Here is a 22074-nt window from a genome sequence, read left to right on the forward strand (position 1 = left end):
TGAGTATCTTGTACTGAATACATAGGTGCAAGAGGCGAACCAGGGGAACTGAAACATCTAAGTACCCTGAGGAAAAGAAATCAACCGAGATTCCCTTAGTAGTGGCGAGCGAACGGGGACCAGCCCTTAAGCTGGTTTGAGATTAGTGGAACGCTCTGGAAAGTGCGGCCATAGTGGGTGATAGCCCCGTACACGAAAATCTCTTGCCAGTGAAATCGAGTAGGACGGAGCACGAGAAACTTTGTCTGAACATGGGGGGACCATCCTCCAAGGCTAAATACTACTGACTGACCGATAGTGAACCAGTACCGTGAGGGAAAGGCGAAAAGAACCCCGGAGAGGGGAGTGAAATAGAACCTGAAACCGTATGCGTACAAGCAGTGGGAGCCTACTTTGTTAGGTGACTGCGTACCTTTTGTATAATGGGTCAGCGACTTATATTCAGTGGCGAGCTTAACCGAATAGGGGAGGCGTAGCGAAAGCGAGTCTTAATAGGGCGCTTTAGTCGCTGGGTATAGACCCGAAACCGGGCGATCTATCCATGGGCAGGTTGAAGGTTAGGTAACACTGACTGGAGGACCGAACCGACTACCGTTGAAAAGTTAGCGGATGACCTGTGGATCGGAGTGAAAGGCTAATCAAGCTCGGAGATAGCTGGTTCTCCTCGAAAGCTATTTAGGTAGCGCCTCATGTATCACTGTAGGGGGTAGAGCACTGTTTCGGCTAGGGGGTCATCCCGACTTACCAAACCGATGCAAACTCCGAATACCTACAAGTGCCGAGCATGGGAGACACACGGCGGGTGCTAACGTCCGTCGTGAAAAGGGAAACAACCCAGACCGTCAGCTAAGGTCCCAAAGTCATGGTTAAGTGGGAAACGATGTGGGAAGGCTTAGACAGCTAGGAGGTTGGCTTAGAAGCAGCCATCCTTTAAAGAAAGCGTAATAGCTCACTAGTCGAGTCGGCCTGCGCGGAAGATGTAACGGGGCTCAAACCATGCACCGAAGCTACGGGTGTCATCTTTGATGACGCGGTAGAGGAGCGTTCTGTAAGCCTGTGAAGGTGAGTTGAGAAGCTTGCTGGAGGTATCAGAAGTGCGAATGCTGACATGAGTAACGACAATGCGAGTGAAAAACTCGCACGCCGAAAGACCAAGGTTTCCTGCGCAACGTTAATCGACGCAGGGTTAGTCGGTCCCTAAGGCGAGGCTGAAAAGCGTAGTCGATGGAAAACAGGTTAATATTCCTGTACTTCCAGTTATTGCGATGGAGGGACGGAGAAGGCTAGGCCAGCTTGGCGTTGGTTGTCCAAGTTTAAGGTGGTAGGCTGAGATCTTAGGCAAATCCGGGATCTTAAGGCCGAGAGCTGATGACGAGTGCTCATTAGAGCGCGAAGTGGTTGATGCCATGCTTCCAAGAAAAGCTCCTAAGCTTCAGATAACTGGGAACCGTACCCCAAACCGACACAGGTGGTTAGGTAGAGAATACCAAGGCGCTTGAGAGAACTCGGGTGAAGGAACTAGGCAAAATGGCACCGTAACTTCGGGAGAAGGTGCGCCGGTGAGGGTGAAGCACTTGCTGCGTAAGCCCACGCCGGTCGAAGATACCAGGCCGCTGCGACTGTTTATTAAAAACACAGCACTCTGCAAACACGAAAGTGGACGTATAGGGTGTGACGCCTGCCCGGTGCCGGAAGGTTAATTGATGGGGTTAGCGCAAGCGAAGCTCTTGATCGAAGCCCCGGTAAACGGCGGCCGTAACTATAACGGTCCTAAGGTAGCGAAATTCCTTGTCGGGTAAGTTCCGACCTGCACGAATGGCGTAACGATGGCGGCGCTGTCTCCACCCGAGACTCAGTGAAATTGAAATCGCTGTGAAGATGCAGTGTATCCGCGGCTAGACGGAAAGACCCCGTGAACCTTTACTATAGCTTTGCACTGGACTTTGAGCTTGCTTGTGTAGGATAGGTGGGAGGCTTTGAAGTGGGGACGCCAGTTCTCATGGAGCCATCCTTGAAATACCACCCTGGCAACCTTGAGGTTCTAACTCAGGTCCGTTATCCGGATCGAGGACAGTGTATGGTGGGTAGTTTGACTGGGGCGGTCTCCTCCCAAAGAGTAACGGAGGAGTACGAAGGTGCGCTCAGACCGGTCGGAAATCGGTCGTAGAGTATAAAGGCAAAAGCGCGCTTGACTGCGAGACAAACACGTCGAGCAGGTACGAAAGTAGGTCTTAGTGATCCGGTGGTTCTGTATGGAAGGGCCATCGCTCAACGGATAAAAGGTACTCCGGGGATAACAGGCTGATACCGCCCAAGAGTTCATATCGACGGCGGTGTTTGGCACCTCGATGTCGGCTCATCACATCCTGGGGCTGAAGCCGGTCCCAAGGGTATGGCTGTTCGCCATTTAAAGTGGTACGCGAGCTGGGTTTAGAACGTCGTGAGACAGTTCGGTCCCTATCTGCCGTGGACGTTTGAGATTTGAGAGGGGCTGCTCCTAGTACGAGAGGACCGGAGTGGACGAACCTCTGGTGTTCCGGTTGTCACGCCAGTGGCATTGCCGGGTAGCTATGTTCGGAAGAGATAACCGCTGAAAGCATCTAAGCGGGAAACTTGCCTCAAGATGAGATCTCACTGGGATCTTGAATCCCCTAAAGGGCCGTCGAAGACTACGACGTTGATAGGTTGGGTGTGTAAGCGCTGTGAGGCGTTGAGCTAACCAATACTAATTGCCCGTGAGGCTTGACCATATAACACCCAAGCAATTTGCTTACGCAGATTGTGGTGGTGAAGACGAAAGACCCGAAGATTCGTAGGGCCACAAATTCACATATCCGAATTGGCTGAGAGTGCTGCAAGGCATTCACGGCAACCGAATTTCTTGACGACCATAGAGCATTGGAACCACCTGATCCCATCCCGAACTCAGTAGTGAAACGATGCATCGCCGATGGTAGTGTGGGGCTTCCCCATGTGAGAGTAGGTCATCGTCAAGATTCATTTCGCAAAACCCCTATCTGCGCGAGCAGGTAGGGGTTTTGTCTTTGTGGTGCAGAAAACCCCGGCAGGTGCGGCCCTTGTAGGAGCGGCCTTGTGTCGCGATCGGGCGCGCAGCGGCCGCAAAACCTGCAGCCTCGGTCCTCCAGGACAATCGCGTCGCCTGAATTACGGCCGCTGCGCGCCCGATCGCGACACAAGGCCGCTCCTACAGGGGCCATTGCAGGGGCGGGGCCAGGCAGACCGCGTCGCTTGGTTCGCCAGCAAGGCTGGCTCCTACAGGCCGCAGGCGGGCGGCGATCGCTGTAGGAGCCGGCCTTGCCGGCGAACACCGGCGCAGCCGGTGCCATCCTGCAGCCTCGGTCCTCCAGGACAATCGCGTCGCCTGAATTACGGCCGCTGCGCGCCCGATCGCGACACAAGGCCGTGCCTACAGGGGGCCATTGCAGGGCCTGGACCAGGCAGACCGCGTCGCTTGGTTCGCCAGCAAGGCTGGCTCCTACACTTCCCACACCGCAGTTTTGCTCGTCGGCTATCTCACCGCCCACCCGCCAAGGGTGCGACAATTATTACCGTTCGTTGACGTGACTTCCCCGTACCCACCCTGCGTCAAGACTTAGGTTCGGGGCAACCCTGGCCCCCGGACAGCGCGATGCCAGCGTACCGTGCTGCGCATTTCTGGACTTTCAACCGTCCTATTACTTGAGGTAAGAAGCAAGATGGCCAAGGCCGCCGATGTCGTTGTGCAATGCCTGGAAAACGAAGGTGTCGAATATGTGTTCGGCATCCCCGGCGAGGAAAACCTCGACCTGCTCGAGTCCCTGCGCAAATCGAAGATCAAGCTGGTACTGACCCGCCACGAGCAGTCCGCAGGCTTCATGGCTGCCACCTATGGCCGCCTGACCGGCAAGACCGGCGTCAGCCTGTCGACCCTCGGCCCAGGTGCCACCAACCTGGTGACCGCCAGTGCCTACGCCTATCTGGGCGGCATGCCGATGATGATGATTACCGGCCAGAAGCCGATCAAGAAGTCCAAGCAAGGTCGCTTCCAGATCATCGATGTGTGCGGCATGATGGACCCCATCACCAAGTACACCCACCAGTTCGCGTCGGCCGACAACATCCCGGCGCGCATGCGTGAAGCTTTCCGCCTGGCCGAAGAAGAGAAGCCGGGTGCCGTGCACCTGGAACTGCCGGAAGACATCGCTGCCGAGCAGACCGACGCGCTGCCGATCCCGCGCAGCCTGCACCGTCGCCCGCTGGCCGAGCACGTGGCCATCGAAGCGGCCGTCGAGAAGCTGAAGAACGCCCGTAACCCGATCCTGGTGATCGGTGCCGGTGCCAACCGCAAGATGACCGCCAAGGTCCTCAAGCAACTGATCGACAAGACCGGCATCCCGTTCATCACCACCCAGATGGGTAAAGGCGTGGTCGACGAGCGTCACCCGCGCTTCCTGGGCAACGCCGCGCTGTCCTCGGGTGACTTCGTCCACCGCGCCGTCGAAGCCGCCGACCTGATCGTCAACATCGGTCACGACGTCATCGAGAAGCCGCCATTCTTCATGGTGCGTGGCGGCACCGAAGTGATCCACGTGAGCTTCCGCTCGGCTGAGGTGGATGCGGTGTACTTCCCGCAGGTGGAAGTGATCGGCGATATCGCCAACGCCGTCTGGCAGATCAGCGAAGCGTTGACCGACACCAGCCACTGGGACTTCACCCGCCTGATGGCCATCCGTGAAGCCAACGAAGCGCAGATCGCCGAAGGCGCCGACGACGACCGCTTCCCGGTCTACCCGCAGCGCATGGTCGCCGACATCCGTCGCGCCCTGCCGTCCGAAGGCATCGTTGCCCTGGACAACGGTATCTACAAGATCTGGTTCGCCCGCAACTACAAGGCGCACAAGCCCAACACCGTACTGCTGGACAACGCCCTGGCGACCATGGGCGCCGGCCTGCCATCGGCCATGGCTTCGCACCTGGTCTACCCGGATCGCCCGGTCATCTCGGTATGCGGCGACGGCGGCTTCATGATGAACAGCCAGGAACTGGAAACCGCGGTACGTTTGGGCATGCACATCACCGTGGTGATCCTGCGTGACGATGGCTACGGCATGATCCGCTGGAAGCAGGCCAACATGGGCTTCACCGATTTCGGCCTGGACTACGGCAACCCGGACTTCGTCAAGTACGCCGAAGCCTATGGGGCCAACGGTCACCGCGTGGAAAGCGCCGAAGCCTTCCTGCCGCTGCTCGAGCACTGCATCAAGACCCCAGGCGTGCACGTGATCGACTGCCCGGTGGACTACAGCGAGAACGACCGCATCCTCAACAGCGAGCTGCGTGAGCGCGCGCTGGCGGTCTAAACGCTGATGCTTCTATCGCGGGTCAAGCCCGCTCCCACAGGGCCAATACAGGTCTTGTGGGAGCGGGCTTGACCCGCGATTGCTTCAGCTTTGGCAACAGGCGCCTCAGCGATATCTATCTACCGATCTCCACTGGCTTGTGCGCAGCATGCTCCAAGGTCTCATCATCACTGAAGAGCCCGAGACCATGACCATCGGATCCACGCACAACCATCCTGCCGATCTGGCGATCGAGCCAATCGCTCCAGTGCTGCCCTGGGCTGCGCGTTTCCCTAATCCCCCCGACCTGTGTTTCGACTACCGCCGTCTGGTCGAGCAGCACGACGGTATTGCCCAGGCCAACCGGCCTGATCATCGCATCTGTATCGTCGGCGCTGGCATCACCGGCCTCACGGTCGCCCGGGAGCTGCTGCGCTGCGGCTTTACCCAAATCACTCTCATCGAGCAGGCACAGCGTGTTGGGGGCCGTCACCTGACGGTGGTCAATCACGATGAGCAAGGTCAACCGTCGGCTCCGTTCGAGATGGGCGCCATGCGCATGCCGTTTTTCAATCGCACCGCAGAGCCTCCCAAGGACGGGCGCTCGCTGATGGCGTTCTACGCTGATCTGTTCGACCTGCGCATCTCGGACTTTCCCAACCCAGGGACGCCTTGGGTCAATGCAACGGGTATCTATTTGCGCGAGGGACAGCTGGATGGAGAGGGCGAGCCCGAGCTGCTGATCTGGAAAAACCCTGAAGGGCATACGCCGCCACCTACCGAAAAGCTGCAAAAAGTGCATGGCAAATGGCAGCGCTTTGCTCAACGCTTTGCGCAGCAGGTCGCGGCGATCTACGGTACCGAGCAATGGCGCTCGCAATGGGCTGCCATTGTCGAGCGTTATCACAGGCTGTCGTTCCGTGACCTGGTACTGCTGCCGGCCGTGGAGGTTTGGAGCCCGACAGCACCGGGCGATTTTGGCGGCCTGGGTATGGACGCCGAGGAGTCGTCAATCTTCTATGCAATCGGTATTGGCGATGGCAGTTGGGGCGCGTTCTACGATGTATGTTGCCTTTACCCCTTGCGCACGGCGATTTTTGGTTTCAGTAGCCATTTGCAGCTGGTTCATGGACGGGTGGATGAACAGGGTGTTCCGCTCCCTGCGCCCTATGCGGCGCTGCAAACGGTACCCGACAGCCGAGGGCTGCAGTTCCAGGCTCCGTCCTATATAGGCCTGGCCGCGATGGACGAGGCACTGCTGTTCATGGACATCCAGACGCTGGGCACGTCCTTGTACCGCCAGTGCCTCGAGCGGGAGGATGGGTTGTTGACCGACAGTTCGGTGTGTGGGCTGCACAAGCTAGCCGATGGACGCATAAGGGTCGAATACCGCTGGCAGCATAGCGCTCCGGCCAGGGCAAAAAACCTGAGTGCCGAGTTCGATAGCGTGGTGCTGACCACGCCGTCCTGGCTGATCGAAACAGGAATGCGCCTCGAGGGCTTCAACCGCGAAATGCTGCCGCAATCGATCATCGACGCCTGGAAGCACGCGCATTGGGAAACCAGTTGCAAGGTCTATGCGCCCCTGCACAAGCGCTTTCTGGCGCAACACCCAAACCTGCCGCAGATCTTGGTCACCGACAGTTTCGTGCACGATGTCTACGCCTATCGCTATGACGCCAGCCACGCCCAGGACTGCATCCTGCTCAGCTACACCTGGGAAGACGATGCCACCAAGCTTGCGCTGTTCAGCGACCAGGCGCTCGCAGCCAAGTGCGTGCAGGAGCTCGACCGGATCCTGCTGCGCTGCACCAACGTCGCTGAACCGATCTCGCCTTACATTGATACCCGAAACATTCGCATACAACGGTGGATGTCAGATCGTAATGCACTGGGCTGTGCGAAATTGTACCGGGCGGGGACGTACTACGACGCGGTGAGCCTGATGAAATACAACCGCGACCTGAGCGAGCGCTCGGGGCTCTACCTGGCCGGCGAGTCCTTTTCGGTCGATGCGGGCTGGACGGAGCCCTGCCTGCGTACCGCCATCGATACGGTGATCAACCTGTGCGCTCATACCGGTGCATCGTTCAACGCAGGCTTCACCCTCGACCATTACCCCGAATACGCACTGGCGCCACAACGGGTTTGAAACAACCTTGTAGGAAAGCCCTTGCCAGAGGTTTCGTAATCTCTGCCAAGGGCAAGCGAGTCGCCTGACTGCCGCACCCGGGGTAACCCAGCTCTACTGACGGCCTTCCACAACAACCACAAGAGGAAGCCGTCATGCAGGAATCCAGCATTCCCGTTAGCCCTGTGCGCATCGCTGTCATCCAGTGCGATCCCCAGGTGGGGATCGAGCATTGCGAAGGTAACCTGAACCGGGGCCTGGCCCTGACCCGGCGCGCAATACGTGAAGGTGCCAACCTGATCGTGCTGCCCGAGTTGGCCAACACTGGCTATAGCTTCCACTCGCGGGCCGAAGCGTATGCCCATGCCGAGCCATTGCAGGGCGGTGACAGCCTGCGGGCCTGGGCCGACCTTGCCCGTGAGCACAAGGTCTATCTGGCTGCGGGGTTCGCCGAACGGGATGGCCACAAGCTTTATGACAGCGCGGTGTTGTTCGGCCCCGAGGGGCTGCTCGGCCATTACCGCAAGGCGCATCTGTGGAACCAGGAAAAACTTTGGTTTACCCCCGGTGACCTGGGCTTTCCGGTGTTCGAAACCCCAATCGGCCGCATCGGCCTGCTGATCTGCTGGGACATCTGGTTCCCGGAGGTGCCTCGGTTGCTGGCGGCACAGGGCGCCGACATCATCTGCAGCCTGAACAACTGGGTATGGACGCCGCCACCGCTGTTCGATGAAGCGGGGCGCTGCATGGCATCGTACCTGACCATGACCGCCGCCCATGTCAACAACGTCTACATTGCCGCCGCCAACCGCATAGGTCGTGAGCGCGGCGGGCGCTTCCTCGGTTGCTCGCTGATCGCCGGCACCCATGGCTGGCCCCTGGGCGAGGTGGCCAACGCCGAGGAGGAATGCATCCTGTACGCCGATGTGGATCTGAGCGCCGCGCGCTCGGCACCGATCTGGAACAGCCTCAACGACCTGCCTCGTGACCGGCGCACCGACCTGTACGACGCCACGCTGGGTTATCGCCTGCATCCGCCGATGCCACGTTGAGGAGGTGTGCGCATGGAACAGGTTCTCATACTGCGTCGCTCGCCGCTGCCCTTGCTGATCCTTGCCATCCTGGCGGTGCTGCTCGCCGCCAGCCTGGTGTTCGGGCAATGGCCTGACTATGCCGCCCTGGCGGCAAGCCTGGATCAGCCGTTGAGCAGGTTGCGCTGGATCATCGGCGACATCAGCGAAGTCGCCTTCTACAAGCACGAATTGCCGGCCCTCGGGCTGTTGCTGGGGGCCGCCCTGGCGCATTGGGCGCATGTGCGCGGCTATCGCTGGCAAGGCTTTGCGATCTGCTATGGCACTGGCCTGTGGCCCTGGTTGTTCACCAGCTCGCTACTCGGTCTGTTGCTCAGCCATGCGTTATGGGGCTGGACCTTGGCCAGTGGTACCTGGCAGCCGACCTTCGTCGCCTTCGTGTCGTTGCCGGCGGCGATGGTGCTGCTGTTCGGCGGCGGGTGGCGGGTTACGCTCACGGGCGCCTTGCTCGGGGCCCTGCTGGTGACCCCGGCCAGCCTGCTGCTGGTCAACTACCTGTGCTATCCGTTGCAATTGCCGGTGGTGATCGGCAACGTCGGCGGCATGGCGCTGGCCAGCGTGTTGGCCTTCAGCTTGTGTAAATACTTGCCATCGCTGGTGCGCGATGCGTTACCCGCTGTTACCCCGCAGGCCATTGCGCGCAAGCCCGACTACGGTGTGGCGTGGACTTTGCGCCGGGTCCTGGCGGACTTCAGCGAGGCGCCGTTCTTCGGTAACGAACTGGCCAGCCTCGGGCTGCTGTTGGGCGTGCTGCTGGCCTATGTGCTGGCACCGGGCGCACCGGCCTACGGATCGCAACTGGTGATACAGATCGTGGCTGGGCAGGCGCTGGCCTCGTTGGTTGGGGTGCTGTTCTGGCGACGCCAGTGGATGGCGCGGGGTTGGTATCCCACCTATATTCCCATCGTTTCGATCGTACCGGCCGCGGTGCTGACCTTGGGTGGCCAGTGGCAGGTGGTGGTGAGCAGCGCTATTCTGGGCGCGTTGATCGCGCCGCCTCTGGCTGTCGCTATAAGTCAGCGCTTGCCGGGCCATATTCACGGTTATGTCGGCAATGTCCTGTCCATGGCGATCAGTACTTTGGGTATCGTGCCCTTGGTCGCTCTGCTGGCAGGAGGTCACTCATGAGCCAGGCGCCATTGCCCAGGCTGGTGATCGCCAGCCTGGGTGGCACGGTCAGCATGCAGGCTGTCGCGCCCGGTCAGGGCGTAACACCGCAACTCGATTGCGCAGCGTTGCTGGCCTCGCTGCCGCAGTTGGCTGCGCTTGCGCAGATCGATACCGCCACGCTGTGCCTGTTGCCGAGTGCCTCGCTCGGTTTCCAGGGCTTGTTGGAGGTGCTGGCCTGGGCGCGCGCGCAAGTGCAGGGCGGAGCGCAGGCCGTGGTATTGAGCCAAGGGACCGACACAATGGAGGAAACGGCCTACTTCCTCGACCTGCTATGGCCATTCGAGGCGCCGTTGGTCATGACCGGTGCCATGCGCGCGGCCAGCCAGCCGGGGGCCGATGGGCCGGCCAACCTGTTGGCGGCAGTGCAGGTGGCTACGACGCAGGCCAGCAGGGGGCGGGGCGTGCTGGTCGTGATCAATGATCAGATCCACCTGGCCGCCCAGGTGCGCAAGACGGCAAGCCTGGCGTTGGCCGCGTTCGAGTCCCCGGGTGAAGGGCCGTTGGGCGTGCTGGTCGAGGGCATCGTCCGCTATCGTCAGCCACCTTCTCCACGTCGAGTCGTGCCTGAACCGGGAAGGGATGCTCCGCGTATCGCCTTGCTGGAAGCCTGCCTCGATGCCGACACGATGCTGCTCCATGCCTTGCCTGACCTTGGCTATACAGGGCTGGTGGTCGCGGGCTTTGGTGCCGGGCATGTGTCCAGGGCGTGGGCCGATGCACTGGCCGATCTTGCCCGTCACATGCCGGTCATCGTTGCCACACGCACCGGGAGCGGGCCGACAGCCAGGGCCACGTACGGTTTCGTCGGCGGTGAAATCGACCTGCTGGCCAGGGGGATCCATATGGCGGGTACGTTGTGTCCGCGCAAATGCCGCATCCTACTCTGGCTGCTGAGCGCTGCGGGCGAAGCGGATTCGCTGGAGGGCTGGCTGCTGAACTAGGCTCTGTATGAAAAGTCTTGAGGCGAAGGTCAGGCAAGGCGAAAACAGCCGAGCAAGCGCAGTGTACTGGCGTACATGAGCATTGCGAGGCGGTTTTCAACGCAGCATGAACGAGTATCAAGGCTTTTCGTACAGGGCCTAGGCTGGCGGGGACTTGTGCTAGGGTGCTCGGACATTTATCCAGGACACCCGCCATGCTCCCCGCACTCAGCGAAAAAGAACTCGACCGCCTAGAAGACCTGCTGATCACCTACGGCAACGACTATTCGGTGCTCAACCTTGCCGAACTCAACGGTTTCTTCACCGCCCTGGCCAGTTCCCCCAACAAGGTCAACCCCGAGCAATGGCTGCCCTCTGTCGCCGGTGGCAAGGTGCCGAAGTTCAAGAAGCCGGCCCATGAAGAAGCGTATACCGCGCTGATGCTGCGTTACGCCAGCCAGGTGGCGCAAGAGCTGGCCGATGACCTCGAGCACTTCGAACCGCTGTTCGAGGAGAGCGAAGGCGAGGAGGGGCCGGCGATCATTCTCGAAGAATGGTGCTTCGGCTACATGCGCGGTACCCAAGTGGCCGAGTGGAGCGAGCTGCCGCCGGAGCAGGATCGCCTGCTCAAGGCCATTTCCCTGCACGGCCTGGAGGACAATTTCGAGCTGCTCGATTCGATGAGCGTCGATGAACTTCAGGCCTGTGTGCCGCAGGTGGTCGAGGCGGCGCGGGGGTTGTATCAGCATCAGCAACAGCACCGTCATTGAGATCCTAAGCGCGGGCGCGTGGGAGCGGCGATGCGGCGACCCGACGTGCCCCCCCACCGCGAGTGTGATTATTCCACTTGACGAAATACTGGATTGCTCCCGGCACTGATTCTGCTGCCAGACGATCCAGTGCAGCATGTCCTCCAGCAGCGCCACTCCCGGCGCTGATCCGGAGCCCCGCACATGCCAAGCCCGATCAAGCTGTACAACTTCCCCAAGTCCGGCCACGCCCACCGCATCGAGCTGATGCTGTCGCTGCTCGAACTGCCTACCGAGCTGGTCTTCGTCGACCTGGCCAAGGGTGAGCACAAGCAGCCTGAATTCCTGGCCATCAACCCGTTCGGCCAGGTGCCGGTGATCGATGACAACGGCATCGTCATCGCCGATTCCAACGCCATCCTGGTCTACCTGGCCAAGGCCTACGGCGGTGAGCGCTGGTTGCCTGCGGATCCGGTCGGTGCCGCGCACGTGCAGCGCTGGCTGTCGGTGGCGGCAGGTCCCCTGGCCTTCGGCCCGGCAGCGGCACGCCTGGTGACAGTGTTCGGCGCCTCGTTCAACACCGACGAAGTGATTGGCCGCACCCATACCCTGCTTAAAGTGATCGACGCCGAACTGGCCAAGGGGCCGTTCCTGGTCGGCGACCAGGCGACCATCGCCGATATCGCCAACTACTCGTACATCGCCCATGCCCCCGAGGGCAACGTGTCGCTGGAGCCTTACGCCAATGTGCGCGCCTGGCTGGCCCGGATCGAGGCGCTGCCGGGCTTCGTGCCGATGCCACGTACCGTCATCGGTTTGCAGACCACGCTCTGAACCCAGAGGAATGCCGCCATGCGATCGCCCTGGCATGCAGGTGAAAAACGGCTGCAGGAGCACGTCGGTGTTGCGCAGCGCATGGAGGCATTCGGCCAGAAGGTCATCCGCGACTTCATGCCCGACCAGCATCGCGCGTTCTACCAGCAGTTGCCGTTCCTGGTGGCCGGCGTCGTGGATGCTGCTGGCACCCCCTGGGCGACGCTGCTCGAAGGCGCGGAAGGCTTCGTCAGCTCGCCCGATCCCCGGCAACTGCTGATCGGCGCCGCGCCTGCCGCTGATGACCCGGCCACGCCGGGCCTGGTGGACGGAGGGGCCATCGGCTTGCTGGGGATCGAACTGCATACCCGGCGACGCAACCGGCTCAATGGCCTGATCCGCAGGGCCAGCGCCGGTCAGCTGGAGGTGGTGGTCGAGCAGTCGTTCGGCAACTGCCCCCAGTACATCCAGCTGCGCGAATACACCCGCGTCGACGAACCGCCGCAGGCGCGTCGGGACCCATCGGCACTCGATGCCGCAACCCGCGCCATGATCGAAAACGCCGACACCTTCTTTGTCGCCAGTTACGTCGAGCAGGAAAACGGCCAACGTGCCGTGGACGTGTCCCACCGCGGCGGCCGGCCCGGTTTCGTCAGGGTCGAAGGCAATCGCCTGACCATCCCCGACTATGCCGGCAACCTGCATTTCAACACCCTCGGCAACCTGCTGGTCAACCCGGTTGCCGGCCTGTTGTTCGTCGACTTCAGCACGGGCGATGTACTGCAGGTTTCAGGGCGAACCGAGGTGATTCTCGACAGCCCGCTGATCAGCGCGTTCGAGGGGGCCGAGCGAATCTGGACCCTGGACATCGAGCAGGTGGTGGTCCGCCCGGCCGCGGTGTCGTTGCGCTGGGCCTTCCAGGCGTACGCCCCCACCAGCCTGATGACCGGCACCTGGAGTGAAGCCGAAGAGCGCCTGCAGCAGCGTGAGCGCCAGCGCCAATGGCTGACCTGGCGCGTGCTGCGCATCGAGCAGGAAAGCCGCGATATCCGTTCGTTCTACCTGCAACCCAAGGCGGGTACGACGGTGGCCTTCGCGCCCGGCCAGCATATCCCCGTGCGCTTGCAGGTGGATGGGGAGGCACCGCTGATCCGCACTTACAGCCTGTCCAGCGCGCCGTCCGATGGCCACCTGCGTATCAGCGTCAAGGCGCAAGGGCCTGGTTCAAACTATCTGCACCAGCAGTTGCAGGTGGGCGACCTTTTGCAGGTACGCCTGCCCATGGGCAATTTCACCCTGGATCACACCAGCGACCGGCCCCTCGTGCTGGTTGGGGCGGGCGTTGGTATCACCCCGCTGATCGCCATGCTGCGCGAACAACTGGCCTTGGGGCTGGGGCGGCGCATCTACCTGTTCCACGGTGGCCGTTCGCTGGCCGACCTGCCGTTCCAGCAGGAACTGACCGAACTCCAGCAGCATGCCGGTGGCCTGCTGAGCATTCACCGCGCCCTGAGCCTGCCCGAACCCCAAGCCGTGCAGGGCCGCGACTACGCCTTCGCCAGCCGCCTGGGCATCGAACAGATCAAGGCCACCTTGCCGCTGGACGACTACGACTTCTACCTGTGCGGCCCGGCCAGCTTCACCCAGGATCTCTACGAGGGGCTGCGCACGGTGCATGTGCCCGACGCCCGCATCCATGCCGAAGCCTTCGGCCCTTCGACTCTGCGCCGCCATACCGACGACAACCAACCCACCCTGCAGCAACCGCCGCCCGCCAGCGAGTCGGTGGCGGTGTACTTCGCCAGCTCAGCCAAGGAAGCGCGCTGGGTGCCTGGTGGCGGTACTTTGCTGGAACTGGCGGAGAGCCGTGGCCTGTCGCCGGAATTCAGCTGCCGAGGGGGCTCCTGCGGCACCTGCAGGACCAAGCTGGTCAGCGGCCAGGTCCACTATCCGAACCCGCCCGCCGAACTGCCCGAAGCCGGTAGTGTGCTGATCTGCTGCGCGATTCCGGCCCAGGCCGAGGGCGGCGCTCAAGCCGTGGTGCTGGAGCTCTAGCGTGCGCACAGGGATAATCGCCCCACGACAACGCGTGGGGCGCGGCATGGACCAGATCCACCTGATGAAAGTGTTCGTGGCCGTGGGCGAGCTGGAAAGCTTCGCCGCCGCTGCCCGTCGCCTGGCCATCTCGCCGGCGGCGGTGACCCGCGCGGTCAGCGCCCTGGAAGAACAGCTCGGGGTCAAGCTGCTGCTGCGCACCACCCGCAGCGTGCGCCTGACCGAGGCCGGCGGGCGCTATCTGGAAGATACTCGGCATATCCTCGCCAGCATTATCGAAGCCAACGAAGCCGCCGCCGGCATCAATGCCGCGCCCAAGGGCGACCTGGCGGTGACTGCGCCGATCCTGTTCGGCAAGAAGTTCGTCATGCCCTGCATCGTGCGCTACCTGCAGCAGTACCCCGAGGTGGACGTCTCGGCGTTCTTCCTCGACCGTGTGGTGAACCTGGTGGAGGAGGGCATGGACGTGGCCGTGCGCATCGGCCAGTTGCCCGACTCGGGCCTCAAGGCGCTGCGGGTGGGCAAGATGCGCCGGTTGCTATGCGCCTCGCCCGAATACCTGGAGCGTCATGGCACGCCGCGCCATCCTTCGGAGTTGCAGAAGCACGAAGTCATCGCCGCCGGGACCCTGTCACCGCGCACGGACTGGCGCTTCGGCGCCATCGACGACCCGACGCTGATCCGCATGAAGCCGCGCCTGACCGTGACCAGCAACGACGCCGCCATCGCCGCGGCCAGTGCCGGGCTCGGGATCGCACGGCTACTGTCGTACCAGGTGGCGGATGAAGTGGCGGCGGGGCGCTTGCAGGTGATCCTGGCCGAGTACGAGGAAGCGCCGTGGCCGATCCATATCCTGCATCGCGAGAGCAAATATGGCTCGACCAAGGTGCGGACCTTTATCGATATGCTGGCCGAGCATTTGCGTAGCCAGGTGCATCTGGCTTGATTCCGGAACCTGGGGCTGCTGCGCAGCCCTTTCGCGACACAAGGCCGCTCCTACAGGCGACCGCGCGCCCCTGTAGGAGCGGCCTTGTGTCGCGAAAGGGGCGCAAAGCGCCCCCAAGTACCTTAAATGCAATCAAGACCTCGAAAGCGCCGCACACTCCGCCAGTACCCTCATCCCGCCCATCACCTCCGGCGTAATCACCCGCCCCAGGCACACCCGCAACCCAGTGCCACACTCCCCATCGGCAAAGAACATCCCGCTGGCGCCGACATTGCAGCCGCGCGCCGCCGCAAGCCGTTGCAGCGCCAGCATGTCCGTCCCTTCCGGCAATTCGATCCAATGGATAAACCCGCCCGGCGGCGCCACATACCGCGTCCCCGGCGGAAACGCCGAGCGCACCAGTGTCTCCATCCCCCCGGCCTGCGCCGCCAGCCGCCCGCGCAGCTTCGCGCAGTGCGCCTCCATGTACCCCCGCCCGATGAACTCATCCAGCACCCGCTGGGCCAGGCTCGACACCGCCAGGTTGCGCGAAAACAATTGGGCCAGGATCGCATCCCGATACCGCCCCGCCACGCACCAGCCCACCCGATACCCCGGCGCCACGGTCTTGGAGAACGACGAGCAATAGATCGTCTGCCCCGTCTCGTCGTAGTGCTTGATCGCCTTGGGCCGCTGCGCTTCGTCCACCAGGTCGAAGAAGATGTCGTCCTCGATGATCGGCACATCCGCTGCCTGCGCCAACTGTGAGAGCCGTGCCCGCGCCGCGTTGGGCATGATGAAGCCCCGTGGGTTCTGCAGCGTCGGGTTGAGGAACACTACATCGACCTTGCCGCGCTTGAGGGCCCATTCCAGGTGGTCGAGGTCCATGCCGCTGTCGGCGTGGGTGCGGATGGGCAGGGCGCGCATACCCAGGCGTTCGATGGTTTGCAGGATGCCGTAATAGGTCGGCGTCTCGATGGCCACCGTGGCGCCTGGCCGGGCGACGGCTTCGAGGGCCAGTTCGAGGGCGATGGTGTCGCCGGAGGTCACCAGGACTTCGTCCGGGCCGCAGGCAACGCCACGTTGCAGCATCAGGCCGGCAAGGCGTCGGCGCAACGAGGCGAGGCCTGGTGGGGCAACCAGGCCGGCCAGCGGTTGGTCGACCTTGACGGCCAGGCTCGCCAGGCACTTGTTCAGCAGAACCTGGGGTGTGAGCTCGTCGTGCAACACGGCAGAGCTCAATGAGAGGTGGGTGTTGCTGGCCGCCTGGGCGAGCATCGCCACCACCGCGTGATTGACGTTGACAGTGACACTGGCCAGATCGAACCCTTGTACTTCGGCTGCGCCCTTGGCGACGAAATAACCCACTCGGGGCGTGGCCTGCACATAGGCCTTGGCCTCCAGCTCCGCCAAGGCCCGCTGCACGGTGGCGATGCTACTGTCGAACAGCCGCGCCAGCTCGCGCACCGAGGGCAGTTGCGTGCCACTGGGCCATGCGCCGCTGTCGATCTGGCGCAGCAGCCAGGCGTTGACGGTGTGCCAGCGTTTGTCGGGCTTGGGAGTGCGATCCATGGCGGCCTTGTGTGGTGTCAGGCAGGGGCTGGGCAAAGGTAGAGCAAAACCACGCCGGTTGCAGCCACGATGGCGATGTTCAGCAGCGCCAGGGCAAAGCCGAAGCGGATCAGCCCGTGCTCTTCCTCGCGGTTGGCCCCGGCCAGCCCGATGATCAGCGACAGGATCGACAGCGAACCCAGTGCGCCATGCCCGGCGGCGCTGTTGGCCACGGCTGCCAGCCAGGGGCCGTGGGCGCTGGACAAGGCCGCGATGGAGGGCATCACCAGGGTGTTACCGCCGACACTGGAGCCGGTGACATAGCCGGCCAGGCCTGCCAGCAGCGACACCGTCGAGGCCAGCGATACCCCCGATAGCGCCTGCAGCGCACGTTGGGCCTCGACCAAAAAGCCCGCCTTGACCATCACCTGGGAAAGCAACAGGAACAGCAAGATCGTCGCCACCGGGAACCGCGCCCGCGTGACCAGTGCCTGCCATGGGAAGCCCGTGCCCTGGCGGGCGACCATCAGCAGCACCACCAGCAGCAAGGCCAGGCCTGGCGAAGCCAGCGGCTTCCACGACACATTGCTGCCGTGCACCAGCCACATGCCGTCCCAGCCCGACAGCAGGAACAGCCCACGCGACACGATGATCACTCCCAGCAGTGCCAGGTACGGCCACGCCGCCTGCGGCCAGCGCACCAGCGCCCCGCGCCGCGCCCAGGAGGTCCCCAGCCCGACGCCGACCACCGCCAGCCCGGCCAGCACGCCCGCAGCTTCCGGCCCGGCCCACCGATTGACCGCATACAGCACTGTGCTGAACAGCAGCGCGACCAGCGCCAGCCCCAGCCATGCCCGCACGCTGCGCACCCCGGCCAGCACCAGCGCCACCGCCGCCAGGCACAGGAACACCGGCGCACTGACCAGCGCCGAATGGCTGCCCAGCTCCTGCGCCGGCACATGGGCCAGCAACGCGCCGATCACCGTGGCCAGTCCGAGCGTGCCCCAGGGCATCACCACCATGCCGGCCAGTGCCATCTTCATGGCGACCTCACGGGAAAACAGCCCCATCAGCAGCGGTACCGTGGCGATCAGCGACACCCCGAACCCAGTCATGGCCTCCAGCAGCGGCGCCAGGCCCAGCACGATGAAGATCACCTGCATCGGCGGCGTCCAGCCCAGTTCGCGCACCCAGGCGCCGATGGCCTGGGGCGCGCCGGCGCGCTCGACCAGGATGACGAAGGCCAGCCCCGGGACGATGACGCAGGCGGTGCTGAGGAACAGGATCAGCGTGTCTTGCAGGATGGCGCCGGACACCGCCGCCGACAGCGGCTGCGCGGCGCCCAGGCCCCACAGCAACAGGACGCCCGCCACGCCGGCCAGCGCAGCCTGCACGGGGGGGCGGCGCAGCAGCAAGATCAGCGCGATCACCAGGCCAATGGGGGACATTTGCAGCAGCAGGGCAGCCATGATGCGGGTTCCTTCAGCCATCCAGGGAAGTGTGGAACGGATGGTGGAGGGAAGGGCGGGCCTGCAATAGATACAGGGGGTGGGGGTTTTTCAATACAGCCCCGGGCTTGTGGCGTTGGAGCCACCGGCTTACACCTCTTCACACGCCAATGCCTGGATTTCTGGGCACTGCCTGCGATATTGGCCGTTAATGCCTGCAATCCGAGGCGTTACCTGGTCAAACCTGCCAGCACCTTCCCCAGTTTCACCACCGCCTCCCTCAGCTCGGCGGGCGTCAGTGCCGCAAACCCCATCAGCACGCCGGCATCGTTGCTCGGCATCGCGTACAAGCTGCCCAGCCCCAACAGATCGATCCCCACTCCGCGTGCCGCCCTGATCACGGCGTCTTCGGCCAAGTCCTGAACGAAGTGGCAGGGCATCTGCAGCCCACCCACCGGCACTTGCGGGCGTAGAAACGCCCCCAGGTGCCGGTGCACCAGGTCCGCCAGCACGTCGCGCCGCTCGGCATAGAGGCTGCGCATGGCCCGCACATGGGCGTTGAAGTGCCCGTCTTCCATGAACCGCGCCAGGGTCAGTTGGGCGATGGAGGCGTTGTGGCCGTCTTGCAGCGTTCGCGCGGCGGTCATTGGCGCGACGAGCTGGGGCGGCAGCAGCAAGTAGCCGATGCGCAGCCCGGCGCCCAGCGACTTGGTGAAGGTGCCGATGTACAGCGTGCGCGCGTGCGCATCCAGGCCCTGCACGCAGGCGGTGGGGCGGCCGGCGTAGTGGAACTCGCTGTCGTAGTCGTCCTCGATGATCCACGCCCGTTGCTGGCGCGCCCATTCGATGGCCAGCAGGCGCCGGTCCAGCGACAGGGTGGCGCCGGTCGGGTATTGGTGCGAAGGGGTGAGGAACAGCGCCCGGGCATCCGGCGCTAGCTGGGCCATGCCGTCCACCTGCAGGCCGTGCGCGTCCACCGGCACCGGCACGCCTTGCAGCCCGGCGGCGCTGATGGCCTTGCGCGTGCCTTGGTACAGCGGGTCCTCGACCAGCACCCGGTCGCCTGCGTCCATGAGTACCTGGGCGCACAGGCCCAGCGCCTGCTGCGAGCTGGTAAGGATCAGGATACGGTCGGCGGATGCCTGGGCGCCGCGTTCGAGGTTGAGGTAGTCGGCGATTGCCCTGCGCAAGGCGAGCATGCCCTGTGGCTCGCTGTGTTCCAGCGCGCGAGTGCCGTACTCCTTGTACACCTGCCGCTCCAGCTTCTCCCAGATGGCCAGGGGGAAATGCCGGGTTTCCGCCACGCCCGGGGCGAAGGGGCGGGGCGACTGGAAGTTGTGGACGCCGCCGCTGTGCAACAGCGCTTCACCCCGGCGGCTCAACTGCACCGGGGCTTCGCTGTGTGCCGGCCGCTGGCGCTTGCGCGACGGCAGGCAGCGGGCCCGTTGCGATACGAAGCTGCCACTGCCCACGCGCCGCTCGATGAAGCCCTCGGCGTGCAACTGGCTGTAGGCCGACTCCACGGTATCCCGCGAGACGCCCAGGGACTGGGCCAGCGGGCGCGAGGCGGGCAGCGCCTTGCCCACCGGCAGTGCGCCATCGAGGATCAGCTGGCGGATCGCCCGCTGGATGCGCACATGCAAGGCCAGCGCGCCATGGGTGGGGTCGTTGATCCAGGCTTTCACCGATTCCAGCTGCGCGTGTTTGAACATTGGCCTGGTTCCTTGGCTGTTGGACCTGATTTATGGCTGCCAATGCCGGGGCCGCTTCGCGGCCTTTTCCGACCGGTCCGGCGCCCCGGCAAGGCCGCTCCTACAGGCGACCGCGCCCCCCTGTAGGAGCGGCCTTGTGTCGCGAAAGGGCTGCAAAGCAGCCCCGGCAATCTCAAGCCTTACGCCCATCTAGACTCACACAATGGTCTGGCCACTACCGGTCAATTGGCAGGTAAAAACCAACCATTTATCCGCTATAAAACCCAAGCCCGCAAGCAACCACCAAGGAAGGCAAGCGCTACGGGCAGGCCGGCCCCTCACTCATTCACGCAGTCTTGTCCCAAAGGGGTTCCAACCATGACCACCACCCGACAGCCCGTGTTCATTCGCGAAGTGAAGCAAACCGACCTGCACCCATGGCGCGACCATTGGGCGCAATACCAGGCCTTCTACCAAGTGGACCTGGGCCCAGCCATTACCGAGCGCACCTGGGCGCGCTTCTTCGACCCGGCCGAGCCCATGCACTGCGCCGTGGCCACCGATGGCGAGCGGGCGTTCGGCTTCGTCCACTATGTGTTCCACCGCTCGACCTGGGGCCGCAACGACTTCTGCTACCTGGAAGACCTGTTCGTCTGCCCGAGCGCCCGGGGGCGGATGATCGGCAAGCAACTGATTGAGTACGTCCAGGACCAGGCCCGGCAGCAGCAGTGCGACCGGTTGTACTGGCATACCCAGGAAACCAACCGGACTGCGCAGCGGTTGTATGACTGGATTGCCGAGAAGCCGGGGGTGATCGAGTACCGGATGCCGTTGGATGTTGCTCACTAAGGCCATTGTGCTAAGTCCATTGTGAGCAGATAAGGGCGTGGGAGCGTGCTTGCCCCGCGAAGGGGAGCACCGGCTTTGCGGTGCAATCTCCTGCGGCGCAGCGCCGCTCCCACGCTCCAGCCATCAGAAATCCTCCTTCGAAATCTGCCTGAGTCTTACGGTGCTGTCAGACCATTCAGAAAGACGAATCCCTCCCTGGCAGAGGAATACTTAATCCAATATTTTGTGCCTTAACTGCCATTTACTCAGATAACACACATGAATTTGGATTTAAGTCTTACCAAACCCAGTGAACTCATGAGGGCGCTGTGCGAGCGCTTGCGCACCGAGCGGCTCGCTCAACAGATGTCGCAAGCGGAAGTGGCTGCTCGTGCCGGCATCGGCACCAATACCGTGTCCAACCTTGAAACGGGACGAAATGTCGGTTTTGAAAATCTGATCCGAGTGGCGATGGTTCTAGGCCGAAGAAAAGAGCTTGAGGCGCTGTTTTTGCCGAAGGTGGAGTGCATAGCCGACATAGCTCGCTATGAGCTCGGTGCCAAGCGCCAGCGCATCCGGAAGAAATCAGGGCTGGATTGAACAGGGCTGCATGGCAGCCCTTTCAGTGGATCGCAGGGTTCAATCGCCAACCCCGTGCAACCGCAACGCCCGCTGAGCACATTCCTTCCAGCTCAGCTTGCGCCGCTCGGGCACCACCACGGGCCTCTCCGCCGCCATCACCACCGGCATATCCCGCATCCGTACCCAAGGCTCACTTTGCCAATACAACAGACTCGCCGTATGCCCACCCGGCCAGCACATCCTGCCCAGGCGCGGCAGGTCTTCCAGCGCCGAGTCCTGCCCATCGCGCAGCACCGCCACCACCTCATGGGTCAGCCAGTGGCGCAGGTGGCGGTTTTCCGGAATGTGGTGATGAGCCAGCAGGGTATAGGCCCCGGACTCGCTGACCATGACGGTGTCGCTGTAGCGGCCGTAGCGCAGCAACTGCACGCTGCGATGCTGGTCCGGGTCGAGCTTGCGGATGCTGGGTTCGCCGAAGAAGTGCCCGGCCATCCGACCGAGTTCGTGGGCGCAAAACCAAGCTTGGGATTCGAGCCAGAGGGTGTGGAGGGGGCGGTTGTGGCGGGTGAAGAGGGTGGAGGAGTAGTGAGTCATGATGGGCTATCCAAGTCAGGGAGAGCCGTTTCTAACGGGAACGGAATTCCGCCATGTGAGCGTTCTTAGCGCTCAGACAAACTACCGTGGTTTCCTTTGGTTAAGTAGTGATACGTATGTAGGAGGTTTCTTGATTTTGAGGCTCGGTAAATAAAAAAGGCTGCCCAAGGGCAGCCTTTTTGGATAG

The 22074-nt window shown here is 62.8% G+C and carries 15 protein-coding genes and 2 rRNA genes (1 of these 17 running past the window's edge); 13 read left to right on the forward strand and 4 right to left on the reverse strand.

What is annotated here, in order from left to right; genetic code table 11:
• From KSS95_RS09055 to KSS95_RS09105, 11 genes are all read left to right on the forward strand, one after another.
• A 23S ribosomal RNA gene (locus KSS95_RS09055) occupies window positions 1-2750 on the forward strand (it extends 143 nt beyond the left edge of the window).
• A gap of 130 nt (window positions 2751-2880) precedes the next feature.
• Window positions 2881-2996, forward strand: a 5S ribosomal RNA gene (rrf, locus tag KSS95_RS09060).
• Window positions 2997-3716: 720 nt separating this feature from the next.
• Window positions 3717-5360 carry an acetolactate synthase large subunit gene (locus KSS95_RS09065; protein WP_134691802.1) on the forward strand — a complete coding sequence of 548 codons (1644 nt, stop codon included), beginning with the start codon at window positions 3717-3719 and terminating at the stop codon, window positions 5358-5360.
• Window positions 5361-5547: 187 nt separating this feature from the next.
• Entirely contained in the window at window positions 5548-7491 is a 1944-nt protein-coding gene (locus KSS95_RS09070) for a flavin monoamine oxidase family protein (protein ID WP_217853360.1), read from the forward strand.
• 134 nt (window positions 7492-7625) lie between these two features.
• On the forward strand, window positions 7626-8522 hold the full coding sequence (locus KSS95_RS09075) for a nitrilase family protein (RefSeq protein ID WP_217853361.1): 897 nt from the start codon (window positions 7626-7628) through the stop codon (window positions 8520-8522).
• 12 nt (window positions 8523-8534) lie between these two features.
• A complete protein-coding gene (locus KSS95_RS09080; RefSeq protein ID WP_217853362.1) occupies window positions 8535-9689 on the forward strand; it encodes a hypothetical protein in 1155 nt (384 codons plus the stop codon).
• On the forward strand, window positions 9686-10672 hold the full coding sequence (locus KSS95_RS09085) for an asparaginase (protein WP_217853363.1): 987 nt from the start codon (window positions 9686-9688) through the stop codon (window positions 10670-10672). Before KSS95_RS09080 ends, KSS95_RS09085 begins: the two co-directional genes overlap by 4 nt.
• Window positions 10673-10866: 194 nt before the next feature.
• Window positions 10867-11421, forward strand: coding sequence for a UPF0149 family protein (locus KSS95_RS09090; RefSeq protein ID WP_217853364.1), 555 nt, complete (start codon window positions 10867-10869; stop codon window positions 11419-11421).
• Window positions 11422-11604: 183 nt separating this feature from the next.
• Window positions 11605-12234 (forward strand): glutathione S-transferase family protein, encoded by a 630-nt coding sequence (locus KSS95_RS09095; RefSeq protein WP_217853365.1) that lies wholly within the window; start codon window positions 11605-11607, stop codon window positions 12232-12234.
• A gap of 18 nt (window positions 12235-12252) precedes the next feature.
• On the forward strand, window positions 12253-14268 hold the full coding sequence (locus KSS95_RS09100; protein ID WP_217853366.1) for a 2Fe-2S iron-sulfur cluster-binding protein: 2016 nt from the start codon (window positions 12253-12255) through the stop codon (window positions 14266-14268).
• Between the two features lie 46 nt (window positions 14269-14314).
• Window positions 14315-15214 carry a LysR family transcriptional regulator gene (locus KSS95_RS09105; protein WP_217853367.1) on the forward strand — a complete coding sequence of 300 codons (900 nt, stop codon included), beginning with the start codon at window positions 14315-14317 and terminating at the stop codon, window positions 15212-15214.
• A 132-nt stretch (window positions 15215-15346) separates the two neighbouring features.
• Here KSS95_RS09105 and KSS95_RS09110 read toward each other — a convergent pair whose 3' ends face one another.
• From KSS95_RS09110 to pdxR, 3 genes are all read right to left on the reverse strand, one after another.
• Entirely contained in the window at window positions 15347-16765 is a 1419-nt protein-coding gene (locus KSS95_RS09110; protein WP_217853368.1) for an aminotransferase-like domain-containing protein, read from the reverse strand.
• Window positions 16766-16782: 17 nt separating this feature from the next.
• Window positions 16783-18213, reverse strand: coding sequence for an L-lactate permease (locus tag KSS95_RS09115; protein ID WP_217853369.1), 1431 nt, complete (start codon window positions 18211-18213; stop codon window positions 16783-16785).
• Between the two features lie 209 nt (window positions 18214-18422).
• Window positions 18423-19904, reverse strand: coding sequence for a MocR-like pyridoxine biosynthesis transcription factor PdxR (gene pdxR, locus KSS95_RS09120; RefSeq protein ID WP_217853370.1), 1482 nt, complete (start codon window positions 19902-19904; stop codon window positions 18423-18425).
• 357 nt (window positions 19905-20261) lie between these two features.
• On the opposite strand from pdxR, the gene KSS95_RS09125 reads away from it, so the two are divergent.
• Both KSS95_RS09125 and KSS95_RS09130 read left to right on the forward strand, forming a co-directional pair.
• Window positions 20262-20732: a GNAT family N-acetyltransferase gene (locus KSS95_RS09125; RefSeq protein WP_217853371.1), complete on the forward strand. Its 471-nt coding sequence runs from the start codon at window positions 20262-20264 to the stop codon at window positions 20730-20732.
• 258 nt (window positions 20733-20990) lie between these two features.
• Complete coding sequence (locus KSS95_RS09130; RefSeq protein WP_217853372.1) at window positions 20991-21311, forward strand: helix-turn-helix domain-containing protein; 321 nt, start codon at window positions 20991-20993, stop codon at window positions 21309-21311.
• A 39-nt stretch (window positions 21312-21350) separates the two neighbouring features.
• On the opposite strand, the gene KSS95_RS09135 is transcribed toward KSS95_RS09130, so the two are convergent.
• Window positions 21351-21887: a BRO-N domain-containing protein gene (locus KSS95_RS09135; RefSeq protein WP_217853373.1), complete on the reverse strand. Its 537-nt coding sequence runs from the start codon at window positions 21885-21887 to the stop codon at window positions 21351-21353.
• Between the last annotated feature and the right edge of the window lie 187 nt (window positions 21888-22074).

The organism is Pseudomonas muyukensis (genome assembly GCF_019139535.1).
In the GTDB taxonomy this organism is placed as follows: Bacteria; Pseudomonadota; Gammaproteobacteria; order Pseudomonadales; family Pseudomonadaceae; genus Aquipseudomonas; species Aquipseudomonas muyukensis.